This is a genomic window from Nocardia sp. A7 (genome assembly GCF_046549215.1).
Lineage (GTDB): Bacteria > Actinomycetota > Actinomycetes > Mycobacteriales > Mycobacteriaceae > Nocardia.
In genome coordinates this window covers 170,570-195,391 of sequence record NZ_JAJPWE010000002.1, presented here as the reverse complement: position 1 = coordinate 195,391, position 24,822 = coordinate 170,570, and the positions used below count along the sequence as shown (strand labels likewise).

The 24,822-nt window shown below is 67.6% G+C and carries 26 protein-coding genes; 6 read left to right on the top strand and 20 right to left on the bottom strand.

Features of this window, described 5'->3' with window-relative positions; translation table 11 throughout:
* The first annotated feature begins 32 nt into the window (after positions 1-32).
* Positions 33-476 carry a nuclear transport factor 2 family protein gene (locus tag ACLJPD_RS12325; RefSeq protein WP_410872176.1) on the top strand — a complete coding sequence of 148 codons (444 nt, stop codon included), beginning with the start codon at positions 33-35 and terminating at the stop codon, positions 474-476.
* Positions 477-488: 12 nt separating this feature from the next.
* Here the strand turns inward: ACLJPD_RS12325 and ACLJPD_RS12320 are convergent, their stop codons facing one another.
* Positions 489-2,066, bottom strand: coding sequence for an ABC-F family ATP-binding cassette domain-containing protein (locus ACLJPD_RS12320; RefSeq protein WP_410872175.1), 1,578 nt, complete (start codon positions 2,064-2,066; stop codon positions 489-491).
* Between the two features lie 234 nt (positions 2,067-2,300).
* Here ACLJPD_RS12320 and ACLJPD_RS12315 point away from each other — a divergent pair, with 234 nt between their 5' ends.
* Complete coding sequence (locus ACLJPD_RS12315; RefSeq protein ID WP_410872174.1) at positions 2,301-2,909, top strand: GNAT family N-acetyltransferase; 609 nt, start codon at positions 2,301-2,303, stop codon at positions 2,907-2,909.
* A 1-nt stretch (position 2,910) separates the two neighbouring features.
* Here the strand turns inward: ACLJPD_RS12315 and ACLJPD_RS12310 are convergent, their stop codons facing one another.
* The 6 genes from ACLJPD_RS12310 to ACLJPD_RS12285 form a co-directional block, all read right to left on the bottom strand.
* Positions 2,911-3,483, bottom strand: coding sequence for an adenine phosphoribosyltransferase (locus ACLJPD_RS12310; RefSeq protein ID WP_410872173.1), 573 nt, complete (start codon positions 3,481-3,483; stop codon positions 2,911-2,913).
* A 23-nt stretch (positions 3,484-3,506) separates the two neighbouring features.
* Complete coding sequence (locus ACLJPD_RS12305) at positions 3,507-5,219, bottom strand: ABC transporter substrate-binding protein (RefSeq protein WP_410872172.1); 1,713 nt, start codon at positions 5,217-5,219, stop codon at positions 3,507-3,509.
* Between the two features lie 22 nt (positions 5,220-5,241).
* Positions 5,242-6,417: a protein translocase subunit SecF gene (secF, locus tag ACLJPD_RS12300; RefSeq protein ID WP_410872171.1), complete on the bottom strand. Its 1,176-nt coding sequence runs from the start codon at positions 6,415-6,417 to the stop codon at positions 5,242-5,244.
* Positions 6,414-8,129: a protein translocase subunit SecD gene (gene secD, locus ACLJPD_RS12295; RefSeq protein ID WP_410872170.1), complete on the bottom strand. Its 1,716-nt coding sequence runs from the start codon at positions 8,127-8,129 to the stop codon at positions 6,414-6,416. The genes secF and secD overlap by 4 nt, the downstream gene beginning before the upstream one ends.
* Before the next feature lie 97 nt (positions 8,130-8,226).
* Complete coding sequence (gene yajC, locus ACLJPD_RS12290) at positions 8,227-8,565, bottom strand: preprotein translocase subunit YajC (protein WP_410872169.1); 339 nt, start codon at positions 8,563-8,565, stop codon at positions 8,227-8,229.
* A gap of 108 nt (positions 8,566-8,673) precedes the next feature.
* Positions 8,674-10,164: a flavin-containing monooxygenase gene (locus ACLJPD_RS12285; RefSeq protein ID WP_410872168.1), complete on the bottom strand. Its 1,491-nt coding sequence runs from the start codon at positions 10,162-10,164 to the stop codon at positions 8,674-8,676.
* A gap of 62 nt (positions 10,165-10,226) precedes the next feature.
* On the opposite strand from ACLJPD_RS12285, the gene ACLJPD_RS12280 reads away from it, so the two are divergent.
* Together ACLJPD_RS12280 and ACLJPD_RS12275 are read left to right on the top strand one after the other, a co-directional pair.
* Positions 10,227-10,856 carry a TetR/AcrR family transcriptional regulator gene (locus ACLJPD_RS12280; RefSeq protein ID WP_410872167.1) on the top strand — a complete coding sequence of 210 codons (630 nt, stop codon included), beginning with the start codon at positions 10,227-10,229 and terminating at the stop codon, positions 10,854-10,856.
* Between the two features lie 36 nt (positions 10,857-10,892).
* Positions 10,893-11,471: a DivIVA domain-containing protein gene (locus tag ACLJPD_RS12275; RefSeq protein WP_410872166.1), complete on the top strand. Its 579-nt coding sequence runs from the start codon at positions 10,893-10,895 to the stop codon at positions 11,469-11,471.
* Between the two features lie 43 nt (positions 11,472-11,514).
* Here the strand turns inward: ACLJPD_RS12275 and ACLJPD_RS12270 are convergent, their stop codons facing one another.
* The 10 genes from ACLJPD_RS12270 to ACLJPD_RS12225 form a co-directional block, all read right to left on the bottom strand.
* A complete protein-coding gene (locus tag ACLJPD_RS12270; protein WP_410872165.1) occupies positions 11,515-12,027 on the bottom strand; it encodes a GtrA family protein in 513 nt (170 codons plus the stop codon).
* A 54-nt stretch (positions 12,028-12,081) separates the two neighbouring features.
* Complete coding sequence (gene ruvB / locus ACLJPD_RS12265; RefSeq protein ID WP_410873390.1) at positions 12,082-13,119, bottom strand: Holliday junction branch migration DNA helicase RuvB; 1,038 nt, start codon at positions 13,117-13,119, stop codon at positions 12,082-12,084.
* Positions 13,120-13,179: 60 nt separating this feature from the next.
* Positions 13,180-13,779: a Holliday junction branch migration protein RuvA gene (ruvA, locus tag ACLJPD_RS12260; RefSeq protein WP_410872164.1), complete on the bottom strand. Its 600-nt coding sequence runs from the start codon at positions 13,777-13,779 to the stop codon at positions 13,180-13,182.
* A complete protein-coding gene (gene ruvC, locus ACLJPD_RS12255) occupies positions 13,776-14,345 on the bottom strand; it encodes a crossover junction endodeoxyribonuclease RuvC (protein WP_358063405.1) in 570 nt (189 codons plus the stop codon). The genes ruvA and ruvC overlap by 4 nt, the downstream gene beginning before the upstream one ends.
* An 80-nt stretch (positions 14,346-14,425) precedes the next feature.
* On the bottom strand, positions 14,426-14,872 hold the full coding sequence (locus ACLJPD_RS12250) for an acyl-CoA thioesterase (protein WP_410872163.1): 447 nt from the start codon (positions 14,870-14,872) through the stop codon (positions 14,426-14,428).
* Positions 14,873-14,926: 54 nt separating this feature from the next.
* On the bottom strand, positions 14,927-16,060 hold the full coding sequence (locus tag ACLJPD_RS12245) for an ABC transporter substrate-binding protein (protein WP_410872162.1): 1,134 nt from the start codon (positions 16,058-16,060) through the stop codon (positions 14,927-14,929).
* Positions 16,061-16,111: 51 nt separating this feature from the next.
* A complete protein-coding gene (locus ACLJPD_RS12240; protein ID WP_410872161.1) occupies positions 16,112-16,966 on the bottom strand; it encodes an ABC transporter permease in 855 nt (284 codons plus the stop codon).
* Positions 16,963-17,775, bottom strand: a complete 813-nt coding sequence (locus ACLJPD_RS12235) for an ABC transporter ATP-binding protein (RefSeq protein WP_410872160.1) — start codon at positions 17,773-17,775, stop codon at positions 16,963-16,965. Before ACLJPD_RS12235 ends, ACLJPD_RS12240 begins: the two co-directional genes overlap by 4 nt.
* Positions 17,776-17,848: 73 nt before the next feature.
* On the bottom strand, positions 17,849-19,045 hold the full coding sequence (locus ACLJPD_RS12230; RefSeq protein WP_410872159.1) for an amidohydrolase: 1,197 nt from the start codon (positions 19,043-19,045) through the stop codon (positions 17,849-17,851).
* 33 nt (positions 19,046-19,078) lie between these two features.
* The gene (locus ACLJPD_RS12225; protein WP_410872158.1) at positions 19,079-19,825 is read right to left on the bottom strand and encodes a sulfite exporter TauE/SafE family protein; all 747 of its coding nucleotides are present in this window, start codon (positions 19,823-19,825) and stop codon (positions 19,079-19,081) included.
* A gap of 204 nt (positions 19,826-20,029) precedes the next feature.
* On the opposite strand from ACLJPD_RS12225, the gene ACLJPD_RS12220 reads away from it, so the two are divergent.
* Positions 20,030-20,665 carry a GntR family transcriptional regulator gene (locus tag ACLJPD_RS12220; protein ID WP_410872157.1) on the top strand — a complete coding sequence of 212 codons (636 nt, stop codon included), beginning with the start codon at positions 20,030-20,032 and terminating at the stop codon, positions 20,663-20,665.
* Positions 20,666-20,746: 81 nt separating this feature from the next.
* Positions 20,747-22,012: an amidohydrolase family protein gene (locus ACLJPD_RS12215; protein WP_410872156.1), complete on the top strand. Its 1,266-nt coding sequence runs from the start codon at positions 20,747-20,749 to the stop codon at positions 22,010-22,012.
* A 142-nt stretch (positions 22,013-22,154) separates the two neighbouring features.
* Here the strand turns inward: ACLJPD_RS12215 and ACLJPD_RS12210 are convergent, their stop codons facing one another.
* Genes ACLJPD_RS12210 through ACLJPD_RS12200 form a run of 3 tightly spaced genes read right to left on the bottom strand, consistent with a single transcriptional unit; the run spans position 22,155 to position 24,816 of the window.
* Positions 22,155-22,961, bottom strand: coding sequence for an ABC transporter ATP-binding protein (locus ACLJPD_RS12210; protein WP_410872155.1), 807 nt, complete (start codon positions 22,959-22,961; stop codon positions 22,155-22,157).
* Between the two features lie 17 nt (positions 22,962-22,978).
* Positions 22,979-23,848, bottom strand: coding sequence for an ABC transporter permease (locus ACLJPD_RS12205; protein WP_410872154.1), 870 nt, complete (start codon positions 23,846-23,848; stop codon positions 22,979-22,981).
* Entirely contained in the window at positions 23,845-24,816 is a 972-nt protein-coding gene (locus tag ACLJPD_RS12200; protein WP_410872153.1) for an ABC transporter substrate-binding protein, read from the bottom strand. Before ACLJPD_RS12200 ends, ACLJPD_RS12205 begins: the two co-directional genes overlap by 4 nt.
* Positions 24,817-24,822 lie beyond the last annotated feature (6 nt).

Below are 24,822 nucleotides of genomic sequence, written 5' to 3'. Positions count from 1 at the left end.
AACGATTAGTCACGAAGGAAGGTGTACGGCTCATGTCCGACACACTCGCTGATCCGGTCTCCACCGACACTGTCGCCCGGTTCCGCCGCGCCACCACCGACCACGACATCCCCGCCCTCCTCGACACCTTGACCGAGGACGCCGAACTCGTCTCTCCGCTGTCCGGGCGCCTCGTGTTCCGCGGCCACACCGACCTCACCCCCCTGCTCACCCTCATCTACCGCCCCGGCAGCGAACTGCGCTGGACCGACACCCTCGGCACCGGCAACACCCGAGTCCTGCTGGGCGAAGCCAAAGCCGGCCCCTTCCACATGACCGAGGCACTGGTTCTCGATCTCGCCCCCGACGGCCGAATCCGCCGCCTCAGCCCCCACCTTCGCCCCTGGCTCGCCCTCACCGCGGTGGCGATATACCTCGGCCCGAACCTGCTCCGCTACCCAGGAGCGATTCGCCGGGCAGCAGCGTCTGCGCGGTAACCGCCGAGGGCGCTACTCGACCAGCCCATCGGGGGTCAGCTCGAGCCTGCGTGTGACACCGATGTCGGCCAGAAAGCGGTCGTCGTGGCTCACCACGATCAACGCGCCTTCGAAACCGGCCAGCGCCTGGGTGAGGTGGGCGAGGCTGGGGAGGTCGAGGTTGTTGGTCGGCTCGTCGAGCAGCAGGAGTTTCGGTGCTGGTTCGGCGAGCAGCAGGGTGGCGAGGGCGGCTCGCAAGCGTTCGCCGCCGGAGAGGGCCGAGGCCGCGATGTCGGCGTCGGTCCCGCGGAACAGGAAGCGCGCCAACTGTCCTCGGATCTGCTCGGCCGAAGCATGGGGTGCGGCGGCGGCGACGTTCTCGGCTACCGTGCGTGTTTCGTCGAAGACGTCGAGGCGCTGGGGCAGCAATCGCCACGCCACCTTCGGCTCCTCGGCCACGATCCGGCGCAGCAGGGTCGTCTTCCCAGCCCCGTTGCGCCCGGTCAGCGCGATCCGTTCCGGTCCACTCACCCGCAGGTCGACAACCGGACCGTTGGCCAGCTCGACCTGCTGTAGGTCGATCACGTCCTGGCCCGGATACAACCGCGTCCCCGGGAGCTCGACCCGGATCTCCCGGTCCGCGCGCACCGATTCCGCCGCGTGGTCGAGGGTTTCGCGGGCCGAGTCGAGTTTGTCGATATGGGAGTTGCGCAGTTTGCCCGCCGACACCTCGGCGGCGTTCTTACGCAGTCCCGCGATGATTTTCGGCACCCGCTTGTTGTCCTGCATCTTCTGCGCGAAGCGCGCCCGCCGGTCCAGTTTCGTTCGCGCGTCGACGAGTTCGCGTGCCTGCTTGCGCACATCGCTGCGCGCGTCACGCACCGCGGCACGCGCCGCCTCCTGCTCCGCCTCGATGATCCGCTCGTAATCGCTGAAACCACCACCGAAGGAACGAATTTCACCCGCGCGCAGTTCGGCGATGCCGTCCATCCGGTCGAGCAGTTCCCGATCGTGGCTGACCACGATCACGGTGCCGGCGAACTGCCGGATCACCTCGTAGAGCCGTCCGCGAGCGAAGGCGTCGAGGTTGTTGGTCGGTTCGTCGAGCAGCAGCACATCGGGTTCACGGAGCAGTTCGGCGACCAGACCGAGCAGCACGGTTTCGCCGCCGGAGAGGGTGTCCAGCGTGCGGTCCAGGTCGTCGACCGAGCCCGCGACATAGTCGAGCCCGAGCTTGCCGAGCAGCGCGACCGCTTCGTCCTCGACCTGCCAGGACATGCCGACCGTGTCGAAGTCCACGGGCTCACCGGTGCCGCTTTCGATCCGGTGCAGCGCGCTGCGTACCTCGGCGATACCGAGCACCGCATCCACCCGCTGACCGGCCCGCAAGCCCAGGTCCTGGCGCAGGTAGCCGAGGCTGCCCGGCACGGAGATCGACCCACGCACCGGCTTCAGTTCACCGGCGACCAGCCGCAACAGCGTCGATTTCCCGGCGCCGTTGCTGCCGACGAGACCGATCTGACCGGGCCCGACGACAGCATCGAGCCCGTCGAAGACAGCGGTGCCATCCGGCCAGTGAAAGGTGAGATCGGAAAAAGAAAGAGAGGTCATGCGGATCACCTCGAGGTGCGACGGATACACGGTGCGCAGAATGCGGACCGTCCGAGAGCGCTACCTCAAGAAATCAACGCGTGACTCCGATCGCCGGGAACAAGACCATTCATTGATAACACCGACCCACCCCGGCGCGCCACCCCTTTGTTCCTCCTGTGACCCCTGTCATGAAAACGCTAGCCTGGGACACGAGTCGCCCTCTCGCGGGCGATCCCGGATCGAAGGAGTGCGATGGCGACGATCGTGGTGCGCAAGGCCACCCGGCACGACGTCGATGCGGCGGCCGAGACGCTGGCCGCGGCGTTCCAGGACGACCCGGTGATGAGCTGGATCCTGCCGGAACCGGATCGGCGAACCGTCGGCCTACCCCGGTTCTTCGCCACGATGGCGCGCCACGTCTTCTTACCGGCGGACGTGTCCGACCTCGCACTGCGCCCGGACGGCACGGTGGGCGGTGCGGCCCTGTGGACCCCACCGAACCATCCCGACCCGTCGCCGCTGACCGAACTTCGCACGCTGCCCGGTATCTGGCGTGCGTTCGGCCGGCGCACCCTGGCCGGCAAACAGGTCGGTGACCTGCTGAAGAAGAACCATCCGACCGAACCGCACTGGTATCTGGCGATGCTCGGCTCCGCCCCCGATGTCCGCGGTGCAGGCTTCGGGCACGCCCTGCTCCACAGCCGACTCGACCGCGTCGACGCCGACCACGCTGCCGCCTATCTGGAATCCAGCAACCCGGTCAACATCGGGTACTACGAACGCTTCGGCTTCGTCGTGACCGGCGAACTACAGATCCCGGGCGGACCGACACTGTGGCCGATGTGGCGGGCGGCGCGCTGAATCAGAGCTTGACGATAGAGGTCACCGGGTAGTCACCCTGGTGCTCGCGGCCCTTCAGGAATGCCAGTTCCATCACCACGGCGGCGGCGACCACCTCGGCGCCCACCTCCTTGAACAGGGCGGCCGCGGCGGCGAGGGTGCCGCCGGTGGCGAGGACATCGTCGAGCAGCAGAATCCGCTTGCCCTCGAGGTCGACACCGTCGGCGGGGATTTCCAGTGCCGCGGAACCGTATTCGAGCTTGTATTCGCGTGAGACGACCGGCGGTGGGAGCTTGCCGCCCTTACGGATGGCGAGCACGCCGGTGCCCAGCGTCGCCGCGACGCCGGCGCCGAGCAGGAAGCCACGCGCGTCGACCCCGGCCACGAGGTCGGCGTCGGGGGCGATGGCGGCGAAGCAGTCGACGACCGCCCGGAACCCGACGGCGTCGGCGAAGACCGGGGTGAGATCGGCGAAACGCACACCCGGCGTGGGAAAGTCGTCGTGCCAACGGGTCAGCCGGGCAACCGCCTCGGCCGCCTCGGCGGTCCGCTCCCGGACCTGATCGTCGGACTCGACCACCGCGTGCTTGCTCATCAACCCTCTTTCATCACGTCCACTCATCGCTGCAACACCCAGCGATCCATGTTCCACCCGGTACCGGCCTGTGTCGGCCCGGCGATCCCGTTCTGCATCCCGTTGCCGAAAGCGATGGTGCGCGGCGTCGCGAACAACGGAATGCTCGGTAGCTGCGCCCACAGCAGGTTCTCGGCCTCGGTCAGCAGGTTCAGCGTCGCGGTCGAATTCGTCTCGCCCGCAAGCTGATCGGTGATCGCATCGTAGCGACCGTTAGCAAAGCCACCGAAATCGAGGCCGCTACCGGCCCGCAACGCGGCGAACGCGACGACACCCGCGCTCGACCCCGCGGGCCCCGGCACCGCGCCGGTACCGCCGAGAACCGCGTCGACCGCGCCTGCCGGGAGCTTCACCGGCGTGAAGTCGGGCGCGCCCGCATCGACCACAGCGATGCCCGCCCCACGGCAGGAGTCGGCGATCATCGCCACGGTCTGCGCACGGCGCGCATCGGGGCCCTGATAACCGATCCGCACCGTCGGCTGCGCGGTACCGGAGGAGGCCAAGGTCGCGGTGGCCGCGGGGATATCGGCGCCACGATACCGATCGGCGCCCCCGACCACTGCCGGGTAATACAACGAATCCTGCTGCACCACATGGGCATTCAGCACACCCGCACCGACCCCGTGCTTCGCGGGCTCCCCCGCCTTGCCCAGGGTGTCGAACAGCGCCTGCCTCGGCACGCATTGCGCGAACGCCCGGCGCACCTCCAGCCGCGAGAACACCCCGCCGGTGGCCAGCACGAGCTGTTCGGCACTGCGACTCGGAATCGTCTGTTCGTCGAAACCGTCGAGCTTCAGATCCGCGACCGACCCGGCCCCGAGATCGACGACCCCGAGCGCGTTCTCCTTCGCCTTGGCAGCGAAGTCGGTGCCCTTGGGCCACACCACGATCCGCTTCGTCTCGGGCGGGTCGCCCCACCACTTCTCGTTGGCAACCAGCACCAAACCGTCCTTCGCACCGAAGGATTCGATCCGATACGGCCCCGACGACGGGAACTTCGTCAGATCCAGCGCCCCGGCCTGCACGGTCCAGCCGCTGTTCCAGAAATCGGCGATCCGGCCGATCACCGCACCGTCACCGGTTTGCAGGGCGTTCACCACATTCGGCACCCCGACCGCCTGCGCCACCACGTGCGCGGGCATCACCTCGGCCGCGGTGAACAGCGTCCGCCACGGCAGGTAGTGCTTGCCCGGCCGGAACACCACCGTGGCGTCCTTGGATCCGGGCTGGCAGTCGATCCGTTCGATCTCGTCATAGCCCACGGTGCTCGCCGCGTCGAACAACGAGACGGGCCCGCGGTCACCGGGGCGGGTGAACTTGCCCGAACGCGCCGACCATGCCAACACCAGGTCGTCGCAGGAGGTCTTCACTCCGTCGGAGTACACCCCGTCCGGGTGGAGCCGGTACTGCACCGTCTGGGTCTCGCCCGGTACCTCCTTGGCCGTGCCGACGTCGGTGTCGGCCACCTGCTGACCGTCGGGTCCGGTGTAGAAGAACCCGGTCAGCACGCGGCCGAACACCGCGGCGGCACCGCTACCGGCGCCGAGCGTGCTGGCGCCGTTGTAGCTGGCCACCGCGGCGTCGACCGCGAATCCGATGGAAGGCACCTGATTCTTCGTCGAGCACCCGGCCACCACGGAGGTGGTCACAGCCGCCGTGGCGAGCACAGTGATCAGTCGAATCGTGCTGCGTCGCATGATGGGACCCCCTCCTCGGTCGTCAGTGCCTTCTCTGTTGACGCTTTCCGGTCGGACGCGAACCCGGTCGGGGTGCGCCGGTACCGATCGGACGCGCACCACGCGTACCGGCACCCACCGGAACCCGCGCGCTCGCGCCGACCCCGGCACGCTTGTCCAGGACCTTCCTGGTGTGCGCGGCCACCGGACCCCAGCGTTCCTTGATCGAGACCAGCACCGGCACGGCGAGGAAGATCGAGGAATAGGCGCCGACGATCATGCCGACCAACTGCACCAGCGCGAGGTCCTTGAGCGTGCCGACACCGAGCAGCCACACCGCGATCACCAGCATGCCGATGATCGGCAGGATGCCGATGATCGTGGTGCTGATCGAGCGCATCAGGGTCTGGTTGGCGGCCAGGTTGGCCTGTTCGGCATAGGTGCGTTTGTTCAGGTGCAGCACACCGCGGGTGTTCTCCTCGACCTTGTCGAAGACCACCACGTTGTCGTAGAGCACGTAACCCAGGATCGTGAGCAGACCGATCACCGCGGCCGGTGTCACCTCGAACCCGACCAGCGAGTAGATACCCGCCGTCACGAACAGGTTGAAGAACAGCGACACGATCGCCGCGACGGACATGTCCCGCTCGAAGCGAATGGCGATGTACACCATCGTCAGCAGGACGAACACCGCCAGCGCGATCAGCGCCTTCTGCGTGATCTGCCCGCCCCAGGTCTCGCTGATCTCGGCGATGCTGATGGCGTTGCGGCTCACCTGCCCGGACGAGTCCCTGGGCTGGAATTCGTCGAAGAGCGCGGACTGGACCTGTTCGGTCTGAGCCAGGTCGAGGGTTTCCGAGCGCACCTGGATGGTGGCCGACGCGCCCGAGCCGACCTTCTGTACCGCGACCGGTCCGTGACCGAGTGCCTCGGCGTAGACGTCTTCCACCTGCTGGGTGGTGACGCCCTCGGCGGCGGGGATCTGGATGCGCGAACCGCCCTCGAAGTCGATACCGAGGGTGAAACCACGCACCGCGATGCTGAGCAGCGAGATCAGCAGCAGCACCGCCGACAGCGTGTAGAAGAGCTTGCGCCTGCTGACAATGGGGAAGCCGCCGGTGCCGGTGTAGAGGCGCTCGAAGAACCCGTGCTCCGGGCCCTGTGTGGGCTCGTACTTGTCCAGGTTCACCGATTCCTCGGTGGGGTTGTCGTTGCTCATCGTGACATCTCCTTCGACCTGGCCTGGCCGCGTTCCCTGGCGATCTGCTGAACCGAGCCGAGACCGTTCACCGACGGCTTCGCCCAGAACGGCGAGCGCGCGGCGAGCATCATCAGCGGGGCGGTGACCAGGTAGAGCACGATCACGTCGAGCACGGTGGTGACACCGAGGGTGAAGGCGAAGCCCTTCACCTGACCGGCGGCGAGCAGATACAGCACGACCGAGGCGATCAAGCTGACCGTCTTACCGGACAGGTTGGTGCGCTGCGCGCGCTGCCAACCGCGCGGCACCGCCGAGCGGAAGCTACGGCCTTCACGCATTTCGTCCTTGATGCGTTCGAAGAACACCACGAACGAGTCGGCGGTCAGACCGATACCGATGATCAGACCGGCGATCCCCGCGAGGTCGAGGGTGAAGCCGATCCAACGCCCGAGCAGCACGATGATGCCGTACACGGCGACACCGGCGGCGATCAGCGAGAACCCGGCCAGCAGGCCGAGCATCCGGTACACGAGCAGGCAGTACAGCAGCACCGCGATCAGGCCGATGGCACCGGCCAGCAGACCCGCCTTCAACGAGGACAGGCCGAGGGTGGCCGAGACCGTCTCCGCTTCCGAGGTCTGGAACGACAGCGGCAGCGAACCGTACTTCAGGGTGTTGGCCAGCTCGGACGCGCTGTCGGCGGTGAAGCTACCCGAGATCGAGGTGCGGCCACCCAGCTGCGGGCCCTCCTGCACCTGGGGCGCGCTGACGACCTTCGTGTCGAGCACGAACGCGACCCGCTTGTTGACGTACTCACCGGTCAGCGTCGACCAGGCATCGGAGCCCGCGGACTTGAACTCGAGGTTCACCTCGTGCCGGGCCTGCGCCGAGTTCAGTTGCGAGGTCGCGTCGGCGATCTCCTGGCCGTCGATGCGGCTCGGACCGAGCAGATACACCTCGGTGCCGTCCTGCGAGCAGGTGACCAGCGGCAGGGCCGGATCGTCGTTACCGGTCAGCGGGTCGGGCTTGGTGCAGTCCATGGCCGCGACGGCGACCTGCTGCACCTGCTGGTCGGTGCTCTGCCGCAGCGCCTTGGCGTCGGCGATCTCCTTGGCCTGCTGCTGCTGGGTGGTGAGACCACCGGGCGGGGGCGTCGGCGTCGGGGGTGCCTGTGCGGGGAAGACTCGCGACTGCGGTGTCGGGGTGACCGGATCCGCGGCGGGTGGGGTCGCCTCGCCGGTGGGCTGAGTCGATTCGCCCGGCGCGGGCACCGGGGCGCCCGTAGCCGAGGGCGCGGTACCACCCGGTGGCGCGGTACCGGTCGCGGGCGGGGCCGCCGCACCTGTCTGTGGCTCGGTGGCGAAGAGCACCGGGCGGATGTAGAGCTTGGCGGTGGTGGCCAGCGCGCGTGCCTGCTGGCTGTCCTCGCCGGGCACCGTGATGACCAGGTTGTCACCGTCGATGACCACCTCGGAGCCGGAGACGCCGAGACCGTTGACACGGCTCTCGATGATCTCCTGCGCCTTCTTCAGGCTGTCCTGGCTCGGCTTGTTGCCGTCGGGGGTCCGCGCGGTCAACGTGACGCGGGTACCACCTTGCAGGTCGATGCCGAGCTTGGCTGACGGGGAATGGTCACCGGTGAAGAACACCAGCGCGTAGATCACGGCCAGTAGCGCGGCGTAGACGCCGAGCAACCGGAACGGATGCGCCGATCCTTGGGAAGGTGGCACAGCAGGTCATCTCCTAGGCGGAAGTCGAGGTGGATCGGTGGGCACAACCGTGCCCGGCCCGGAACGCCAGACGCGCCCGGGCGGGAAAAGGGACTGGTCAGTCCTTGGTCAGCCGGATATCGGTCTGTTCCACGGCTTCCTCGGCGGGGGCGTCGGCGACCACGGTCTGCTCGACCGTCGGCTCCTCGGCGCGCACCTCGCGGATCGCCTGACGCAGCCACGTGGTGACCACATCCTCGGCGATCTCCAGGTCGATGGTGTTCTCGTCGAGGTCGACGATGGTGCCGTACAGACCCGAGGTGGTGACGACAGCGTCACCGACCTTCAAGGCCTCCTGCATCGTCGAGACCTTCTCGGCCTCCCGCTTCTGTTTGCGGATACCGAAGAACATCGGCACGAGCAGGGCCAGGATCAGCAGCGGAAACAGGAAGTCCATCGTCGAAGTCAGTCCCTAGTCAGTGGTGGACGTGCAAGTACGCCTGACAGTCTGCCAGTTCCCCGCCGCGGCGACACACCGGACACCGACGCGCGCGTGAAATGGGACTCAGACGGCGCGACCGTAGGTGTAGTCGTCGAGCGGGAAGGACACGGCCTCACGGTGCGCGGCGGCGGTGCTGGTCGGGCGCAGCAGCGCCGCTTCACCGTGCTGGTTGAAGTAGTAACTGCGCGCGGAGGCGCAATCGCCGCCGTAGAACACCGAGGAACCCAACTTGTCGGTCATCCGGTCGAGGAACTCCGCGTTGGCCGCCTCGGACACCTCGAAGGTGTGCTCGCCGCGCTGGAACAACTCCGCGAACAACCGGCCCATGTGCTTCATCTGGGCTTCGATGGTGGTGAAGTACGACAGCCCGCTGTAGGAGTAGGGACTGTTGAGGCTGAGGAAGTTGGGGAACTTGGGCACCGTGATGCCCTCGTAGGCCTGAAAGCGGTTGTCGCGCCAGAACTTTCCGAGATTCACCCCGTCGCGGCCGACGATCTCGATGGCCGGGAAGTTCGCGTCCCACAGGTTGAAGCCGGTGGCGAGCAACAGGGTATCGATCTCGGTTTTGTGGCCGTCGGCGGTGACGATGCCATCGGGTTCGACATGGTCGATCGAGTTCGTTTCCAGCCGTACGTGCGGTTGGTTGAAGGTCTTGAAGTAGTCGTTGGAGAACGTCGGGCGCTTGCAGCCGAAGTCGTAGTGCGGGGTGAGTTTCGCCCTGGTCTCGGGATCACGAACCTGCGCGAACAGGTGCGCCTTGGCCAGCAGCGCGGCCGCCTGATTCAACGGTTTCGCCTGCTTGTAATGCAGCACGCCCACGACCATCAGCGCCTCGAGCATGCCGGTGTTGACCAGCCGTGCCGCCTTCTGCGTGAGTGGAATCCTGTCGAACAGGCCCTGCACGGCGCCAGGAATCGGGGTATCGACCTTGGGGACCACCCAGATCGGGGTCCGCTGGAACACGGTCAGTTCGTCGACCTTCTTGGCGACCTCCGGCACCAGCTGCACCGCGGTGGCGCCGGTGCCGATGACGGCGGCCTTACGACCGGTGAGGTCGTACTCGGCGTCCCAGTCGGTGGTGTGGATGATCTTGCCCGCGAAGGACTCGATGCCGGGGAACGGCGGAGTGTAGGGCTGGGACAGGAACCCTGTCGCGGCGAGCAGATAGCGCGCGGTCAGTGTCTCGCCGCCGGCGATCGTGACCACCCAGTGCTGGTTCTCCGCGTCCCAGCGCGCACCGTCGACAACGGTGCCGAACCGCATCCGCCTGCGCAGATCGTATTTGTCGGCCACGTGCCCGGCGTATTTCTTCAGCTCGGCGCCGGGTGCGAACAGCCTGGTCCAAAACGGATTCGGCTCGAACGAGTAGGAATAGGTCACCGAGGCGATGTCGACCGCCAGCCCCGGATACCGGTTCACATGCCAGGTACCGCCGAGGTCGTCCTCCCGTTCGAGGATGACGAAATCGCGCAACCCGAGCCGGTCGAGCTCGATACCCGCGCCGATGCCGCCGAAACCCGCCCCGACCACAATCGCGTCGAACTGAGGTACCACGCCGAACCTCCATCGTGAGAATGACATGTCATTCTGGTTACATCGACTGTAACATCGTCAATGTGACGAAGCCACCCTCGCGAATCGACCAGCGCAAAGCCGAATTGCGCAAGGAGATCATCGATACCGCGTTCGACTGCTTCGCCGAGAAGGGCTATCACGCCACCGGAATCGCCGATATCGCCACGCGCCTGCGCATCGGGCACGGCACCTTCTACCGCTATTTCGCCAACAAGCGCGACATCATCGACCACGTCATCGACGAAGTGAGCGGCCGTATCTTCGGCGCACTCGCCGATGACATGGAGCCCGAAAGCGCCTCGACCATCGAGGAATACGCGACGCTGATCGATCGGATCAGCGATTCGCTCAACCGCGTGCTGCTCGACGATCCGCGCACGGCGCACCTGTTGCTGTTCCACGCAACCGGGATCGACGACGAACTCACCGAACGCGTGTACGGCCTGGTCGACGCCACCGAGATCCTCATGACGCGCTATCTCGACCACGGTGTGCGCGTCGGCTACCTGCGCGCCGATATCGACACCGCCAATACCGCCAAGGCGGCGCTCGGCATGATCGTCGCCGGGCTGGTCGCGGGGATGCGAACCCCCGATCCGGCAACGATGTCGGTGTACAGTCACGCCGTGCGGCGGCTGTTCATCGATGGCGTGCGCGCCGCTGCCCGATAGCGAAAAGCCGTGGGATAGAAGGGCAATCCTGAGACAATGACCGCTGTGACGCCCGACGATGTGAGCCGCACCCACTTCGCCATGCCGACCCTGGGGCATCGCGGTTACCACGCGGACGAGGTCGACGCCTTCCTGGAACGGGTATCCGCCACCCTCGACGGGCAGGGCGCTCTCACCGCCGACGACATCCGCCACGTGCACTTCGGCGCACCGCGTTTCGGCGGTCGCGGGTACCAGGCCGACCAGGTCGACGACTTCCTCGACCGGGTGCGGACCGAGCTCGAGTACCGCCAGAAGGGCGGCGCTCCGGTTCCGGCTGCGCGGGCGGGCGACGATGTCGCCGAGATGCTCACCCCCGACGATGTGCACCGCATGCGTTTCACCCAGTCCGCCGTCGGCAGGCGCGGCTACCACGAGGAAGAGGTCGACGCCTTCCTCGACCTGGTCGCGGCCACCCTGGCCCACAACGGCCCCGGCAGCCTCACCACCTCTGACGTGCGCGGCGTCCGCTTCACCGACACCCGCCTCGGCACCCGTGGCTACGCCCGCGAAGAAGTAGACGCCTTCATAGACCTCGTAATCACGGCATTGGAAAACGCCGAACGCCGACACTGATGGGGCTGCCGATCACCTGACCGCGGCGCCAGCCGCCAATAATTCAGCCCTGAATGCTGTGGAGTTCGGCTTCGCGGAGGTCGTCGGGGAAGACGTAGCGGCGGAAGGCCCAGAAGCGGAACGCCATGGCGAGCAGCACGCCGAGAATCTGTCCCGAGATGAAGTTGGCGACCATCTGCACCGTCGGATCCACGTGCGGCACACGCAGATTCAGCGCGTAGAGCGAGATCGCCTGCGGGATCATCGTGACCGCGATGCCCAGTGCGCTGACCGCGAAGAACAGGGCGGCCTCGTGGCTGCGCTGCCTGCCGCCGCGGGCGTTGAACGACCATTCGCGGTTGAGGATGTAGGAGGCGATGGTCGCGATCAGCGCGCCGAGCAGGCGCGCGGTGAGCGGCTTGTCGCCGAGCACGGTCAGCTTCACCGCGTACACCACGCCGGTGTCGATGAACCAGGTGATCGCGCCGACGACGGCGAATTTCAGAAGTTCCCGGTGCTTCAGGAGCAGGGAACGCAACGGCTCGGGGAGTCGTTGCACCACCTCTAGGACTGCCACTGAATCGACAGTAGACGACGTTTCGGTGCCGCGCCCGCCTGGAGCGGGGCTATCTCACTCGTAGCTGTCGGCGCTCGGCTGCGGTTCGCGCCCACGCACTTCGATGGCGCCGATGACCAGATCGGGCGGTGGCACCAGGCCGAGGTGTTCCCAGGCGCCCGCGGTCGCGACCCGGCCGCGCGGGGTACGGGCGACGAGTCCGGCGCGCACCAGGAACGGTTCGCAGACCTCTTCCACGGTGGCCGCTTCCTCGCCGACGGCGACGGCCAGGGTCGATACGCCCACCGGTCCCCCACCGAATCCACGCACGAGCGCGCCGAGAACCGCACGGTCGAGCCGGTCGAGGCCGAGCGCGTCGACGTCGTAGACCTCGAGCGCCGCCATCGTGATGGGGTGGGTGATGATGCCGTCCGCCCTGACCTCGGCGTAGTCGCGGACGCGGCGCAGCAGGCGGTTGGCGATACGCGGGGTGCCGCGCGAGCGTCCTGCCACTTCGGCGGCGGCGTCGTGGTCGATCTGCACGCCGAGGATGCGGGCCGAGCGGGTGAGGATCTGCAGTAGCTCGGCGGGGTCGTAGAAGTCCATGTGCCCGGTGAAGCCGAAGCGGTCGCGCAGCGGGCCGGTGAGCGCCCCCGAACGCGTGGTGGCGCCGACCAGTGTGAACGGGGCGATGTCGAGCGGGATCGAGGTCGCGCCGGGTCCCTTGCCGACCACCACATCGACGCGGAAGTCCTCCATCGCCAGGTAGAGCATTTCCTCGGCGGGGCGGGCCATGCGGTGGATCTCGTCGATGAACAGGACATCGCCCTCGACCAGGTTGGACAGCATGGCGGCGAGGTCGCCCGCGCGTTCCAGTGCCGGACCCGAGGTGATGCGCAAGGCGGTGCCGAGTTCGCCCGCGATGATCATCGCCATGCTGGTCTTGCCGAGGCCGGGCGGACCGGACAGCAGGACGTGGTCGGGGGTGGCGCCGCGTTGGCGGGCGCCGCGCAGGACCAATGCGAGTTGTTCGCGCACGCGGGGCTGGCCGATGAAGGTGTCGAGTGAGGTCGGACGCAGGCCGGTCTCGGCTTCGCCGTCGGTGCTCAGCAACCGGGCGGTGAGGTCGGATTCGTCGGTTTCGTCGAAGCTGTCGAAGTCGGAGTCCACGGCCTACCTGTTCTTGCCGAGCAAGCCGAGTGCGGCGCGCAGGGCCACCGAGGTGGTGGCGGTCGGCTGATCGGCGAGGACGGTGTCAACGGCCTGTTCGGCCTGCTTCGCGGGGAACCCGAGACCGATGAGCGCTTCGGAAACCTGTTCGCGCACAGGGGTACTCGGCGTCTGGGCACCGGGCGGACCGGTGGGGACGGCCAACTGGTTCACCTTGTCGCGCAGTTCGACGACCATTCGCTCGGCGCCCCGCTTACCGATGCCGGGCACCCTTGTCAGCGCGGCGACATTGCTCTCGGCCAACGCTTTTCGCAATGCTTCGGGTTCGAGCACGGCGAGCACCGCCATCGCCAGGCGCGGGCCGACGCCCGACACGGTCTGCAGCAGCCCGAACAGTTCGCGCGCTTCGGTGTCGGCGAACCCGAACAGGGTCATCGAGTCCTCGCGCACGATCATCGCGGTGTAGAGGCGGGTCTGCTCGCCACGGGTGAGTCCGGCCAGGGTGGCCGGGGTGGCATTGAGTCGGTAGCCGACGCCCGCGGCCTCGATCACCACGTGATCGAGCGCGATCTCGAGTACCTCACCGCGTACCGACGCGATCACCCGCGCACCACCTTCCGTTGTTCGGCGAGCCGTTGTTCGTAGCGGCGGCGGACCTCGTCCGCCTGTGCCTGCGCTGCCGCCATCCGGTCCATCAGCGGCGCCCGCCAACAATGACAGATCGCCAGCGCGAGCGCGTCGGCGGCATCAGCCGGTTTCGGCGCGACCTGCAAACCGAGAATCCGCGTCACCATGGCGGTGACCTGCGCTTTGTCGGCCGCACCGTTTCCGGTGACGGCCGCTTTCACCTCACTGGGTGTATGAAACGCCACCCGAATCCCACGCCGCGCCGCGGCCAGCGCGATCACCCCACCGGCCTGCGCCGTCCCCATCGCGGTTCGCACATTGTGCTGCGCGAACACCCGCTCGATCGCGACGGCTTCGGGCCGATGGGTGTCCATCCACTCCTCGGCTGCATCGGCGACAGCCATCAGTCGCAAGGCCAACTCGGCGTCCGGCGGTGTCCGCACCACGCCGACGTCGAGGGCGACGACCTTTCGGCCCGGCCCGCTGTCGACCATGCTGAGCCCGCACCGGGTGAGCCCGGGATCGACGCCCATCACCCGCACCGGCCACCCCTTCGAAGACACGAACAGTTGTTCGAAAGTCTAGAGCATCCCCGGGTTCCGGCCGACCAACGACACGACCCTCACGCCGGGCGCGACGGCAGCCCGAGCAACGCGGGATCGCTGGCGTGCTCAGCCCAGACCCGCGCGGGATCCGGGATCAACTTGCGCGCGTGCAGGTCGAGCAGGCCGCTCACGTAGGTCACCGTCGCGGCCACTTCACCGTCGTCCCTGGTGAGCGTGTGCTCCACCCGATAGGTCTTGCCATGCCCCCACTCCCAGCGGCAGTCGACCTCGACCGTGTCGTTCGCGCGTAACTCGCGCAGATAGCGGACGTTCAGCTCGAGATTGACCGGCCCCACCCCCGCCGCCAGCAAGTCCGGCACCGAGACCCCCGCCTCGGTCACACACGCGAACCGCGCGTGATCGGCGAACTGCTGATACGCCGAACCGGTGACGTGCAGTTGCGGGTCGAGATCGGACACCCGAATCGGAATCCGAACCCGAAACGGCACACTGGTTTCCGTCATGGCGCCAGTGTGCCATCGGGGTCCGACACATTCCGTCGGCCGCTGGACCGACGACTACGGCGTGCTCTTCAACCCGATCGTCTGGTCGATGAACTTGTTGGTCACGATCGCGGCGGCGGCGAGGCCGTCGGGCACCTCGACACCGCGTTTGCGCAGGATCGGGGTGACGGCGGCGATCACCCGGTCGACGCGGGCGGTGTCGAAATCACCGAGGCTGCTGTCGGGGCCGTTGCCGACGATCTTCTGGGCGAGCTGGACTTTCACCGAGTCGGTATTGCCGCCCTCGGTCATCGGTGGGCCGTCGGGAATCGTCTGGGCGATCCGCAGCAGCGCCGCGTTCACCGGCTCGGGGTCGGTGATGTAGTCGATCTGGGCCTGCTGCAGCATCGGCACCAGCTTGGTCAGGCAGGGGCTGAGCGTGTCGAGTTCGCCGGTGCGCACCGACCAGGCGTGCGGGTAGATCTCGTAGCCGGATTCGTGCACGAGCAGCGATTTCACCGGCTTGAGCCAGCCTTTCACATCGTGTTCCCAGCGGTAGGGCTCGTTGGAGACGTAGCCCTGCTGCATCACCCGGCCGCGCTCGGCGACGAACCGGCTCGGGGTGCCGTCGAAGGACGCATCCGCCTGCTCCGGCTTCACGTCTCCGTGCGCGATCAGGTAGTCCATGAACAGCTTGCCCTCGCTGTAGACCACCGGGGCGCCGGAAGCGGGGACGTCCTTCCACGACGCGATCTGCGGGTAGGTGGCCGGATCGAACAGGACGATCTGCGGGTTGACGTCGAGCGAGGCGAACACTCCCGTCACCGGGAATTTGGCCTGTGCCCGTACCTGATCGTCGGTCGGCACGAGACCGAGGGTGATGCTCTTGTCCTGATACATCTGCGCGGGCACCGGTTGACCGCCCAGGAACGGACCACCGAGGCGCACTTCGACATTCACGCCGGTGTCACCGAGCGGACCGGAGTAGGCGCCCTTCTTCACATCGACCGTGCCGTTGGGGCCGACCAACTGAAAGGCCGCCGCTCGCTCGGGGGTCGCGAACCAGTCCGTCTGGATGACGACGGTCGACGGGCAGACGCCCGCGAGGACGCCCTGACCGGTGGGACCGGGCACCGAGGTCGCACTGTTGCAGGCGGTCAGTACTGTGGCGCCGGCCAGCACGGCCGTGGCGAGGAGAGGTTTGCGCACCAGAATGTCCTTCGGGTCGAGCGAATGTGAGGGTGGGACAGAAGAATTGGGTTACTTGCCGCGACGCAGTCCGTGTGCGCGGTCGACGCGCCCGGCCAGGAAGTCGAAGAACCAGAACAGGATCAGCCCGACCAGCGAGGACATCAGCAGTGCGGTGAGCAGTTCCTCGGTCGCGAGTTGCTGGCGGTAGACGTCGATCATCCGGCCGATGCCGGGTTCGCCTTGGCGGAAGAAGAAGTCGGCGACGATGGAGCCGATGATTGCCATGCCGCCGGAGATCTTGAATCCGGAGATCATCGCCGGAAGCGCGGTGGGCAGTTGCAGTTTCACCAATCGCTGCCACCGCGAGGCGCCGTGCAGGGTGAACAGGTCGTGCTCGGCGGGCGCCACCGATTTGAGGCCGAACAGCGTGTTGGTGATCACCGGGAACAGCGCCACCATCACGCAGACGATCACCCGGCTGGAGAACTCGTAACCGAACCAGAACCCGAACAGCGGAACCACCGCCAGGATCGGGATCGTCTGCAGGACAACGGCATACGGATACAGCGAGTACTCGGCCCAGCGGGCCTGGCTCATGACCACCGCGAAACCGACGCCGAGCGCGATCGCGATCACCAGCCCCACGAGTGCCACCTGCACCGTCGACCACAGCGCGGTCAGAATCGTCGAACGCGCCAGTGGATCGAGCAGCCCCTTGCCGATCACCTGTTCCGGCGCCGGCAGCAGGAATCGGGATTCCTCTGCCAGTAGTTGGTGGCTGACCAGCGACCAGAACCCGAGAACTGCGACGAACACCAGGATCGGGGCGATGACGCGCACCGGGGCGACCCGAAACGGCCAGCGGTACTTCGGTGTCGCCGCGGACTCGGCGACCGCTCCCCTGGTAACGGCGATGGCGGTCATGCGGCAGCCTCCTGTCCACGCAGCGCGGCCGACACCTCGGCGCAGAAGCGGGCGAATTCGGGGGTATAGCGCAGCTCTGGTGTGCGCGGGAAGTCGAACGGGACCGCAATATCGGCGGCCACCCGCCCCGGCTGCCCGGTGAGCACCACCACCCTGGTGGACAGGAACACCGCCTCCCCCACCGAGTGGGTGACGAATACCCCCGCGAAGCCGTCGCGACGGAAGAGCGTGCCGACTTCCTCGTTCAACCGCTGCCGGGTGATCTCGTCCAGCGCGCCGAAGGGTTCGTCGAACAGGAACAATTCGGGTTGCAGGGTGAGGGCGCGGGCGATGGACGCGCGCATGCGCATGCCGCCGGACAGTTGGGCGGGTTTGTGCTTCTCGAAGCCGGCCAGGCCGACGCGTTCGATCGCGTCCGCGGCGGCGGCGCGGCGGGTGGCCTTGTCGACGCCTTCGAGTTCGCCGGGCAGTTCCACGTTCTGCCGCACCGATCGCCACGGCAGCAGCGTGGATTCCTGGAAGACGTAACCGAGGCGGCGGGTTCTGACGTCGACCGTGCCCGAGGTGGGTTTCTCGAACCCGGCGGCCAGCCGGAGCAGGGTCGATTTGCCGCAGCCGGACGGGCCGACCAGCGAGACGAATTCGCCACTGCGCACGGTGATGTCGATGTCGGCGACGGCGGTGGTGCCGTTGTCGAAGGTCAGCGTCACGTTGTCGAAGGACAGTGCGGGGGCGGGCTCGTCGCGTTCAGCAGTCGTATACGAGTCCAGGCCCGGTATTGCGGGGGCGGTGGAAACCGTTGCGCTCATGGTCTATTTCTAATGGCATACCATTGCCGCCATCGTTCGGCGCGATTACGTCCCTGTTTCGTATACGATCAATTCACTCTTGTAGAACGCCGGCACGCGCCACGATCCGGCCGCGTTTCATCACGAGTTGCCGGGTGGGCAGTCGCACCACGGCGGCGGCCGGTGTTTCGGCGTCCACCACGAACAGATCAGCCGGTGCGCCGACCGCGAGACCGTAGGTGCCGAGCCCGAGAACGCTCGCGCCGCCGTAGGTTCCCGCGGCCAGCGCGAGTTCGATCTCCGTGTCGGCGACGAGGCGGTCGCGGTAGGCGACGGTGTTGATGCGGCGCAGCATGTCGCCGTCACCGTAGGGCGTCCACAGGTCGCGGATGCCGTCGTTGCCCAGCGCCAGGGTGGCGCCCGCCTCGTGCATCACCCGGACCGGGACGACCGCCGCCTCGCCGACCGCACAGGTCACCATGGCGACGCCTGCCTCGGCGAGCGCGTCGGCGACACGGCGCTGTTCGTCGTCGGACAGCTGGCCCATCGCATAGGCGTGGCTGATGGTGACCCGGCCCGACAGCCCGGTCGCCCTCGTGCGCTCGATGATCAGGCCGAACTCCCACGCGCCCATGGCACCGCCGTCGTGCAGGTGGATGTCGACCTTGGCACCGAACTTGTCGGCGAGATCGAAGATCACATCGAGCTGCCCGACCGGATCGTTGTCATAGCCCGCTGGATCCAGCCCGCCGACGACCTCGACCCCGTCGGCCAGCGCCGCCGCCATCAATTCGGCGGTGCCGGGGCGCGTGACCAGCCCGCCCTGCGGGAAGGCGACCAGTTCCACATCGACCCGCCCCACGTGACGTTCGGCGGCGGCCCGCACCTGCTCGACACCCCTCAACCCGATGTCGGGATCGATGTCGACGTGGCTGCGCACGAACGACGTGCCGTATCCGACCATGGCACCCAACAGGTTCGCGGCGTAGTCGGCGTTCGGGATGCCGAGTTCGGCGCGGCGACGCTCACCGTTGGCGATGCGCCCGCCCAGGGTGCGCCCACCGGAGTTGGGCACCCAGGGCGCGCTGTACAGGGTTTTGTCCAGATGGCAGTGGGTTTCCACCAGGCCTGGCAGTACCAGCGCACCGTCGAGGTCGACGATCTCGGCGTCCGGTGCGGTGAGCCCGGTGCCGATTGCGGCGATCCGGCCGTCAGCGACATGGATGTCGGCGAGTTCCGGCGTGGCTCCGGGTATCCAGGGGCGCCCACCGCGCAGCAGCAAATCGGTCATCAGAGGTCCTTTACGATCGAAGGGGAACAGATTTCAGCCGGTGATCAACATGGCGGACCCGGCGCCGACGCCGAAGACGATCACCACGGCCCGGAACACAACCGGGCGCAACCGGTCCGCGAACTTCGCGCCCAGGACGCCGCCGAGCAGACAGGCCGGTGCGAGGATCGCGACGACCAGCCAGTCGACCGGTCCGAACAGTGCGACCGCCACCACGGCAGTAGTCGACACAGTGAGCGTGAGAAGGCTTTTCAGGCCGTTGAGCAGTTGAGCGGAGGCATCGAGACCGAGCGCGAGGGCGGTCAACAACACGATGCCCATGCCGCCGTTGAAGTAGGCGCCATAAATGCTGCCTGCGAAGACCCCGAGGTAGAGGGTCGTGCGCGAATCCGGGTGGCGGGCACCGAGAGTGCGCGAGAGCCAAGGTTGCGCGGCGAACACCGCGGTCGCCCCGAGGACGAGAAACGGCACCAGCGTGGCGAAGACTTCGGCCGGTGCCGCGAGCAGCGCGAGCACACCGAGACCGGCACCGGTAACGCTGGTCACGACGAGTCGTGGCAGCAGCGCGCGATAGTCGTCGGCGCGCTTGCGCAGCGCCGCGGCGCCGCCGAGATAACCCGGCCAGACCGCGACCGAGTTGGTGACCGTCGCGGTCACCGGGGGCAGACCGAGCGCGAGCAGCGCGGGGAACGAGAGCAGACTGCCGCCACCCGCGATGGCGTTGCAGAAGCCTGCGCCGAGACCTGCGGCCAGCAGCAGCGCTAGATGCACGGGGTCCATGAAGTCCTTCCGACAGAGCGTCGTGAGATCGTATACGACCGTAAAGGAATGGTCGCGGCGAGTGAATACCCGGGCCGAGCACCGGCCCGAATGCCGTAGGTTTGGAGCAATCCTTCGCGAGAGCGGGCGCCGATTCGTAGACGACCGGCGCGCGGTTTCCGCCATTCGACCGTTGGGGGCGACGTGAGCAGCACCGTCAGACGCATGACACCGCAGCAGGTGTGCCGCGCGATCCGCGACGACATCATCCGTGGCGAGTTCCGGCCCGGCCAGCGCCTCACCGAGGACACCCTGGCCGAGCGGTACGGCGTCTCCCGTGTCCCGGTCCGCGAGGCACTGCGAACACTCGAAGCCGAGGGCTTCGCCTGGTCACGCCCCTATGCGGGAACCTTCGTCGCCGAACTCACCGAGGCGGAAGCGGCCGACCTGCTCGAGATCCGGGCGCTGCTGGAACCGATGTGCGCGGGCCGCGCCGCCGTGCGCCGCACCCCTGAACAGCTCGGACGGCTCAAAGAACTCACCTCGCTGGGTCAGGAAGCGGTGCGTGACGGCAGACTCGGTGAACTCGCCCGGCTCAACAGCCGCTTCCACGAGGTGCTGGCCGAGGCCTCCGGCAGCGCGCTCCTTCGCCAGCTGATCACCCAGCTGAGCTGGAAGATCGCCTGGGTCTACGCGGTCGAACTGCCCCGCCGCGCCGAGGATTCCTGGCACGAACACGAGCAGATCTGCGCGGCACTGGAGGCACAGGACGCCGACCGGGCGATCGCGGTGGTCACCGACCACATCGCCCACGCCACCTCGGCCTACCGCCTGCGACCACGCGCCGCCGCCGAGGCGTAACACGGACGCAGCAATCACCGTCATCGCCAGAAACCTCAGCGTCGTATACAAACGGGGTCCCCGTTGTGACTGGAGGTTGTCATGGTAGATCTGCTGCTGCGTCGCGCGTGTATCGCCGATGATGCCGATCCGGTCGATATCGCTGTCACCGACGGCGTCATCACCGCGATAGGGCCAGCGCTGCCGGGTGTCGCAACGACCGAGATCGATTGCGCGACAAGAGTCGTCATCCCCGGGCTGATCGAATCTCATGTGCACCTGGACAAGGCGCTGCTCGATCGCCAGCGGAGCGCGGCGGACGGCACCCTCGCGGGCGCGATCGAGGTGACCGGCGAACTCAAGCGCGGGTTCACCGCTGACGGGGTCCGCGACCGGGCTCGCCGCGTCCTCGATCAGGCGATCACCCACGGCACCACCGCACTTCGCGCGCATCCCGATGTCGACCCGATCGTCGGGCTGCTCGGTATCGAGGTGCTGCTCGGCCTGCGCGAGGAGTACCGCGACCTGATCGATCTGCAGATCGTGGCGTTCCCGCAGGAAGGAATCCTGCGTGCACCGGGCACTCTGGAACTGTTGCGGGAGGCGTTGCACCTCGGCGCCGACGTGATCGGCGGGTGCTCCTACAACGAAGCCGACGTCGCCGACTGCCGACGCCACGTCGACCTGGTCTTCGAGCTGGCCGCCGAATTCGGTGTCCCCGTCGATATCCACGCCGATTTCGCCGACGACGCCACCGACCCACGCTTCGCCATGGCCGACTACATCGCCGATGCCGCCCAGCGCGCCGGACTGGGTGGCCGGGTCGCCATCGGCCACGTCACCTCCCTCGCCGCCCGCCCCCCGCGCGAGCGACAGGCGACCATGGCCCGCCTCGCCCAGGTCGGCGTCGCCGTGGTTCCGCTGCCAGCCACCGACATGCACCTCGGCGGTCGAGGCGACCGGGCAGCGGTACGCCGCGGCGTGGCACCGGTGCGCGAACTGTGGGCCGCCGGGGTGACAACCGCGTACTCCTCCAACAACATTCGCAATGCCTTCACCCCGTACGGCAACACCGACCTCCTCGACATCGGCCTGTTCCTCGCCCAGACCGGCCACCTCTCCGGCGATGCCGACCTGCGCCGAGTCCTCGCGATGGCCACCACCGACGCGGCCAGGGTGCTCGGCATCGCCGACCGCCACGGCCTGCGTGTCGGCGCCCGAGCCGACCTCGTCGTCCTCGGCACACATCGCCTCGCCGACGCCCTACTCGACCGCCCCGACCGCTGCTACGTCATCAAGGCGGGCCGAATCGTCGCGCGCACCACACGAGTCACCGAAATCCTCGCCCCCGCGGTCCACGCGCACTGATCCGGCACACTCCCGATTCCTCGCATGCGATCGGCATGATCCCGTCGAGGTGGCGCCCCGAACACCCCCCCCTTCGATGGCGCATTCGCCGAGCCGACCTCGACGGTCCTACAGCCGCCGACGACCCGGTCACCGCGACAGATCAGGCGGCGCTGTGGTTGCCCCGGTGGACCAAGGCATCGATGCGGCGTTTGTAGGCGTTGAATTCCGGTGTGGTGGAGTCCCGTTCACCGGGCAGGTCGATCTCGACGATCTCGCGGACGTGACCCGCGTTGCCGTGGGCCGCGCCACCGGCCATCACCACGACACGGTCGGCCAGATAGACGGCCTCGTCGATACCGTGGGTGACGAAGACGACGGTCACGGCGGTCTCGCGGTGGATGCGTTTGAGCTCGGCCTGCATGTCGGTGCGGGTGAGCGCGTCGAGGGCACCGAACGGTTCGTCCATCAGCAGGACAGCGGGGCTGTTGGCCAGCACCCTGGCGATCGCGACGCGCTGCTGCATACCACCGGACAGCTGGTGCGGGAACGACTTTCGCACGCGGGTCAGGCCGACGGTGTCGAGCCAGCGGTCGGTGATCTCGCGGATATCGGGCCGGGTCATCCTGGCCTGCTTCGGTCCGTAGGCGATGTTCTCGGCGACGGTGAGCCACGGAAACAGCCCATAATCCTGGAAGACGACACCGCGCTCGGGGCCAGGTCCGCTGACCGGTTCGTCGGCGACGGTGACAGTACCGGTGGTGGCAGCCTCCAAACCGGCGAGAATCCGGAGCAGCGTGGATTTCCCGCAACCGCTGGCACCGACCACACAGACGAATTCGCCTGCGGCGATGTCGAGTTCGACGCCGTCGACGGCGAACCCGGGTGCACCGGAATAGCGCTTACCGAGCCCGTCGACAACGATGCGCGCGGGGCGATGCGGGCGGCGGCGGGTGGAGTAGATCTTCATGAGTGTCCTGTCTGCGGTCACGGCAGCAGCGGCCGACGGCCCGCTGCAAGCTCGACCAGCAGCATCAGCAGCCGATCGGCGACGAATCCGGCCAGGCCGATCACGATCATCACCGCGATGATCAGGTCGGTGCGCGATTGTTCCCTGGCCTGAGTGATCAACGCCCCCAACCCGATTCGGATGCCCACCGTCTCGCCGACCACGAGGATCACCCACGACAGGCCGAGCGCGATCCGCAGACCGGCGACGATGCTCGGCACGGCGGCGGGCAACACCACCTTGTACAGGGTGTGTGCGGGCCGGGTGCCCAGCATCGCGGCGGCTTCCAGCAGGCGCTCCGGCACCGCCCGCACGCCGGCGATCGTGTTCAGCAGGATCGAGAACACCGCGGCGAGGAACACCAGGAAGATCGTCGAGCGGTCGCCGAAGCCGATGATCAGCAGCGACAGCGGGGCCCACGCGGTCACCGGAATCGGGCGGACCAGGTTGATCGTCGGTTCGAGCATGCGGTAGACGAGCCGGGAGCGACCCATCACGATGCCGAGCGGGATCGCGACGGCGGCCGCGAACAGGAACCCCTGCAGCACCCGCAGCGTGCTGGCGTACAGGTGCAACCACAGGGTGCCACTGTAGGTATCGCCGATGATGCCGCCGAACGCGAGGTCGGCCAGGCGCCGCGCCACCTCGTACGGTTTCGGCAGGAACTGCATCTGGATACCGAATGGCAGCGTCCGCGCGCCCTCGACGCCGCGGTCCCACAGCAGCCCGAGCAGTAGCGGGACCGGCAGTGCCCACAGCACTGTGAGCACCCGGCTCGGCAGCCGCCGTCGACTCTCGGGCGGCACGGCGGTGGTGTGGCCGACCGGTGGTGCGTCGAGGGCTGTCATCGCCCGATCCCCGCGGGGGTCAGGAACCCGGTGTCGAACACCTTCGCCATATCCGGCGCCTTGGACAGCTGGTCGAAGGCCCGCATCTGCTCGGCGAGGGCGACCACCCGGCCGCGGTACCCGTCGTCGAGTTCCCACCGCAACCAGACGTTGTTCGTCGCGGTGTCGACGATCGTGCGGTCGAGGCCGAAGGTGTCGACCAGCCCGTCGACCCAGGCGGTGCGATCGCCCTTCATGAACTCGATGGCCTGAACGAAGCTGCGCACGGTCTGCTGCACCCGGTCGCGATCCTGGTCGATCAGCGCGCCCCTGGTACCGAAGACGATGTTCACCCCGCCGATCGCGGTGTCATACGGCGAGACGATCGGATGCGCGCCGACCTGCATGACGATCGACGGCGCGGTCTCGGCGCTGAGAAACGCGTCGATCTGACCGTACTTGTAGGCGTTGGCCATGTCCGAGTAGGACAGGTTGACCAATTGCACGTCGGTGACCGGGTCGAGACCGTGCGCTGTCAGGGTGAGCCGCAGCAGGATCTCCTGTGACGAGCCCTGCGGGAAGCCGATCTTCTTGCCGCGCAGGTCGTTCACCGTGGTGATCTCCGGCTTGCCGACGAACGCCGACCCACCGTCGGCGGCGGAGGCGACGATCTTCACATCCTGACCCGCGGCACTGCCCGCCAGCATCGACGGCGCACCGAGCACCCCGAAATCGACAGCGCCCGAGGCGATCGCGTTCTTGATGTCGGGTGAGTTCTCGAACAGCACGATCTCATAGGTCGTGCCCGCGGGGGCGAAACGCTGCATGAAGTACGGCGCGTACAGGTGCGGCTGCCCACGCAGCGTGCCGATCCGCACCGATGCCGGGTCACTGGTGCCGCCCGGGGTCGATACGCAGGCGGTCAGGCCCGTGACGATGAGCAGCGCCGCGAACACGGCCGAGAGAACCCGGCGCAGTGTGCGAGTCATCGCTGG

Excerpts from the sequence above, each read along its gene's own strand:
- ACLJPD_RS12325 (WP_410872176.1), top strand. The coding sequence starts at position 33 with ATGTCCGACACACTCGCTGATCCGGTCTCCACCGACACTGTCGCCCGG.
- ACLJPD_RS12320 (WP_410872175.1), bottom strand. The coding sequence starts at position 2,066 with ATGACCTCTCTTTCTTTTTCCGATCTCACCTTTCACTGGCCGGATGGC.
- ACLJPD_RS12315 (WP_410872174.1), top strand. The coding sequence starts at position 2,301 with ATGGCGACGATCGTGGTGCGCAAGGCCACCCGGCACGACGTCGATGCG.
- ACLJPD_RS12310 (WP_410872173.1), bottom strand. The coding sequence starts at position 3,483 with ATGAGCAAGCACGCGGTGGTCGAGTCCGACGATCAGGTCCGGGAGCGG.
- ACLJPD_RS12305 (WP_410872172.1), bottom strand. The coding sequence starts at position 5,219 with ATGCGACGCAGCACGATTCGACTGATCACTGTGCTCGCCACGGCGGCT.
- secF (WP_410872171.1), bottom strand. The coding sequence starts at position 6,417 with ATGAGCAACGACAACCCCACCGAGGAATCGGTGAACCTGGACAAGTAC.
- yajC (WP_410872169.1), bottom strand. The coding sequence starts at position 8,565 with ATGGACTTCCTGTTTCCGCTGCTGATCCTGGCCCTGCTCGTGCCGATG.
- ACLJPD_RS12275 (WP_410872166.1), top strand. The coding sequence starts at position 10,893 with ATGACCGCTGTGACGCCCGACGATGTGAGCCGCACCCACTTCGCCATG.
- ACLJPD_RS12250 (WP_410872163.1), bottom strand. The coding sequence starts at position 14,872 with ATGACGGAAACCAGTGTGCCGTTTCGGGTTCGGATTCCGATTCGGGTG.
- ACLJPD_RS12240 (WP_410872161.1), bottom strand. The coding sequence starts at position 16,966 with ATGACCGCCATCGCCGTTACCAGGGGAGCGGTCGCCGAGTCCGCGGCG.
- ACLJPD_RS12235 (WP_410872160.1), bottom strand. The coding sequence starts at position 17,775 with ATGAGCGCAACGGTTTCCACCGCCCCCGCAATACCGGGCCTGGACTCG.
- ACLJPD_RS12230 (WP_410872159.1), bottom strand. The coding sequence starts at position 19,045 with ATGACCGATTTGCTGCTGCGCGGTGGGCGCCCCTGGATACCCGGAGCC.
- ACLJPD_RS12225 (WP_410872158.1), bottom strand. The coding sequence starts at position 19,825 with ATGGACCCCGTGCATCTAGCGCTGCTGCTGGCCGCAGGTCTCGGCGCA.
- ACLJPD_RS12220 (WP_410872157.1), top strand. The coding sequence starts at position 20,030 with ATGACACCGCAGCAGGTGTGCCGCGCGATCCGCGACGACATCATCCGT.
- ACLJPD_RS12215 (WP_410872156.1), top strand. The coding sequence starts at position 20,747 with ATGGTAGATCTGCTGCTGCGTCGCGCGTGTATCGCCGATGATGCCGAT.
- ACLJPD_RS12210 (WP_410872155.1), bottom strand. The coding sequence starts at position 22,961 with ATGAAGATCTACTCCACCCGCCGCCGCCCGCATCGCCCCGCGCGCATC.
- ACLJPD_RS12205 (WP_410872154.1), bottom strand. The coding sequence starts at position 23,848 with ATGACAGCCCTCGACGCACCACCGGTCGGCCACACCACCGCCGTGCCG.
- ACLJPD_RS12200 (WP_410872153.1), bottom strand. The coding sequence starts at position 24,816 with ATGACTCGCACACTGCGCCGGGTTCTCTCGGCCGTGTTCGCGGCGCTG.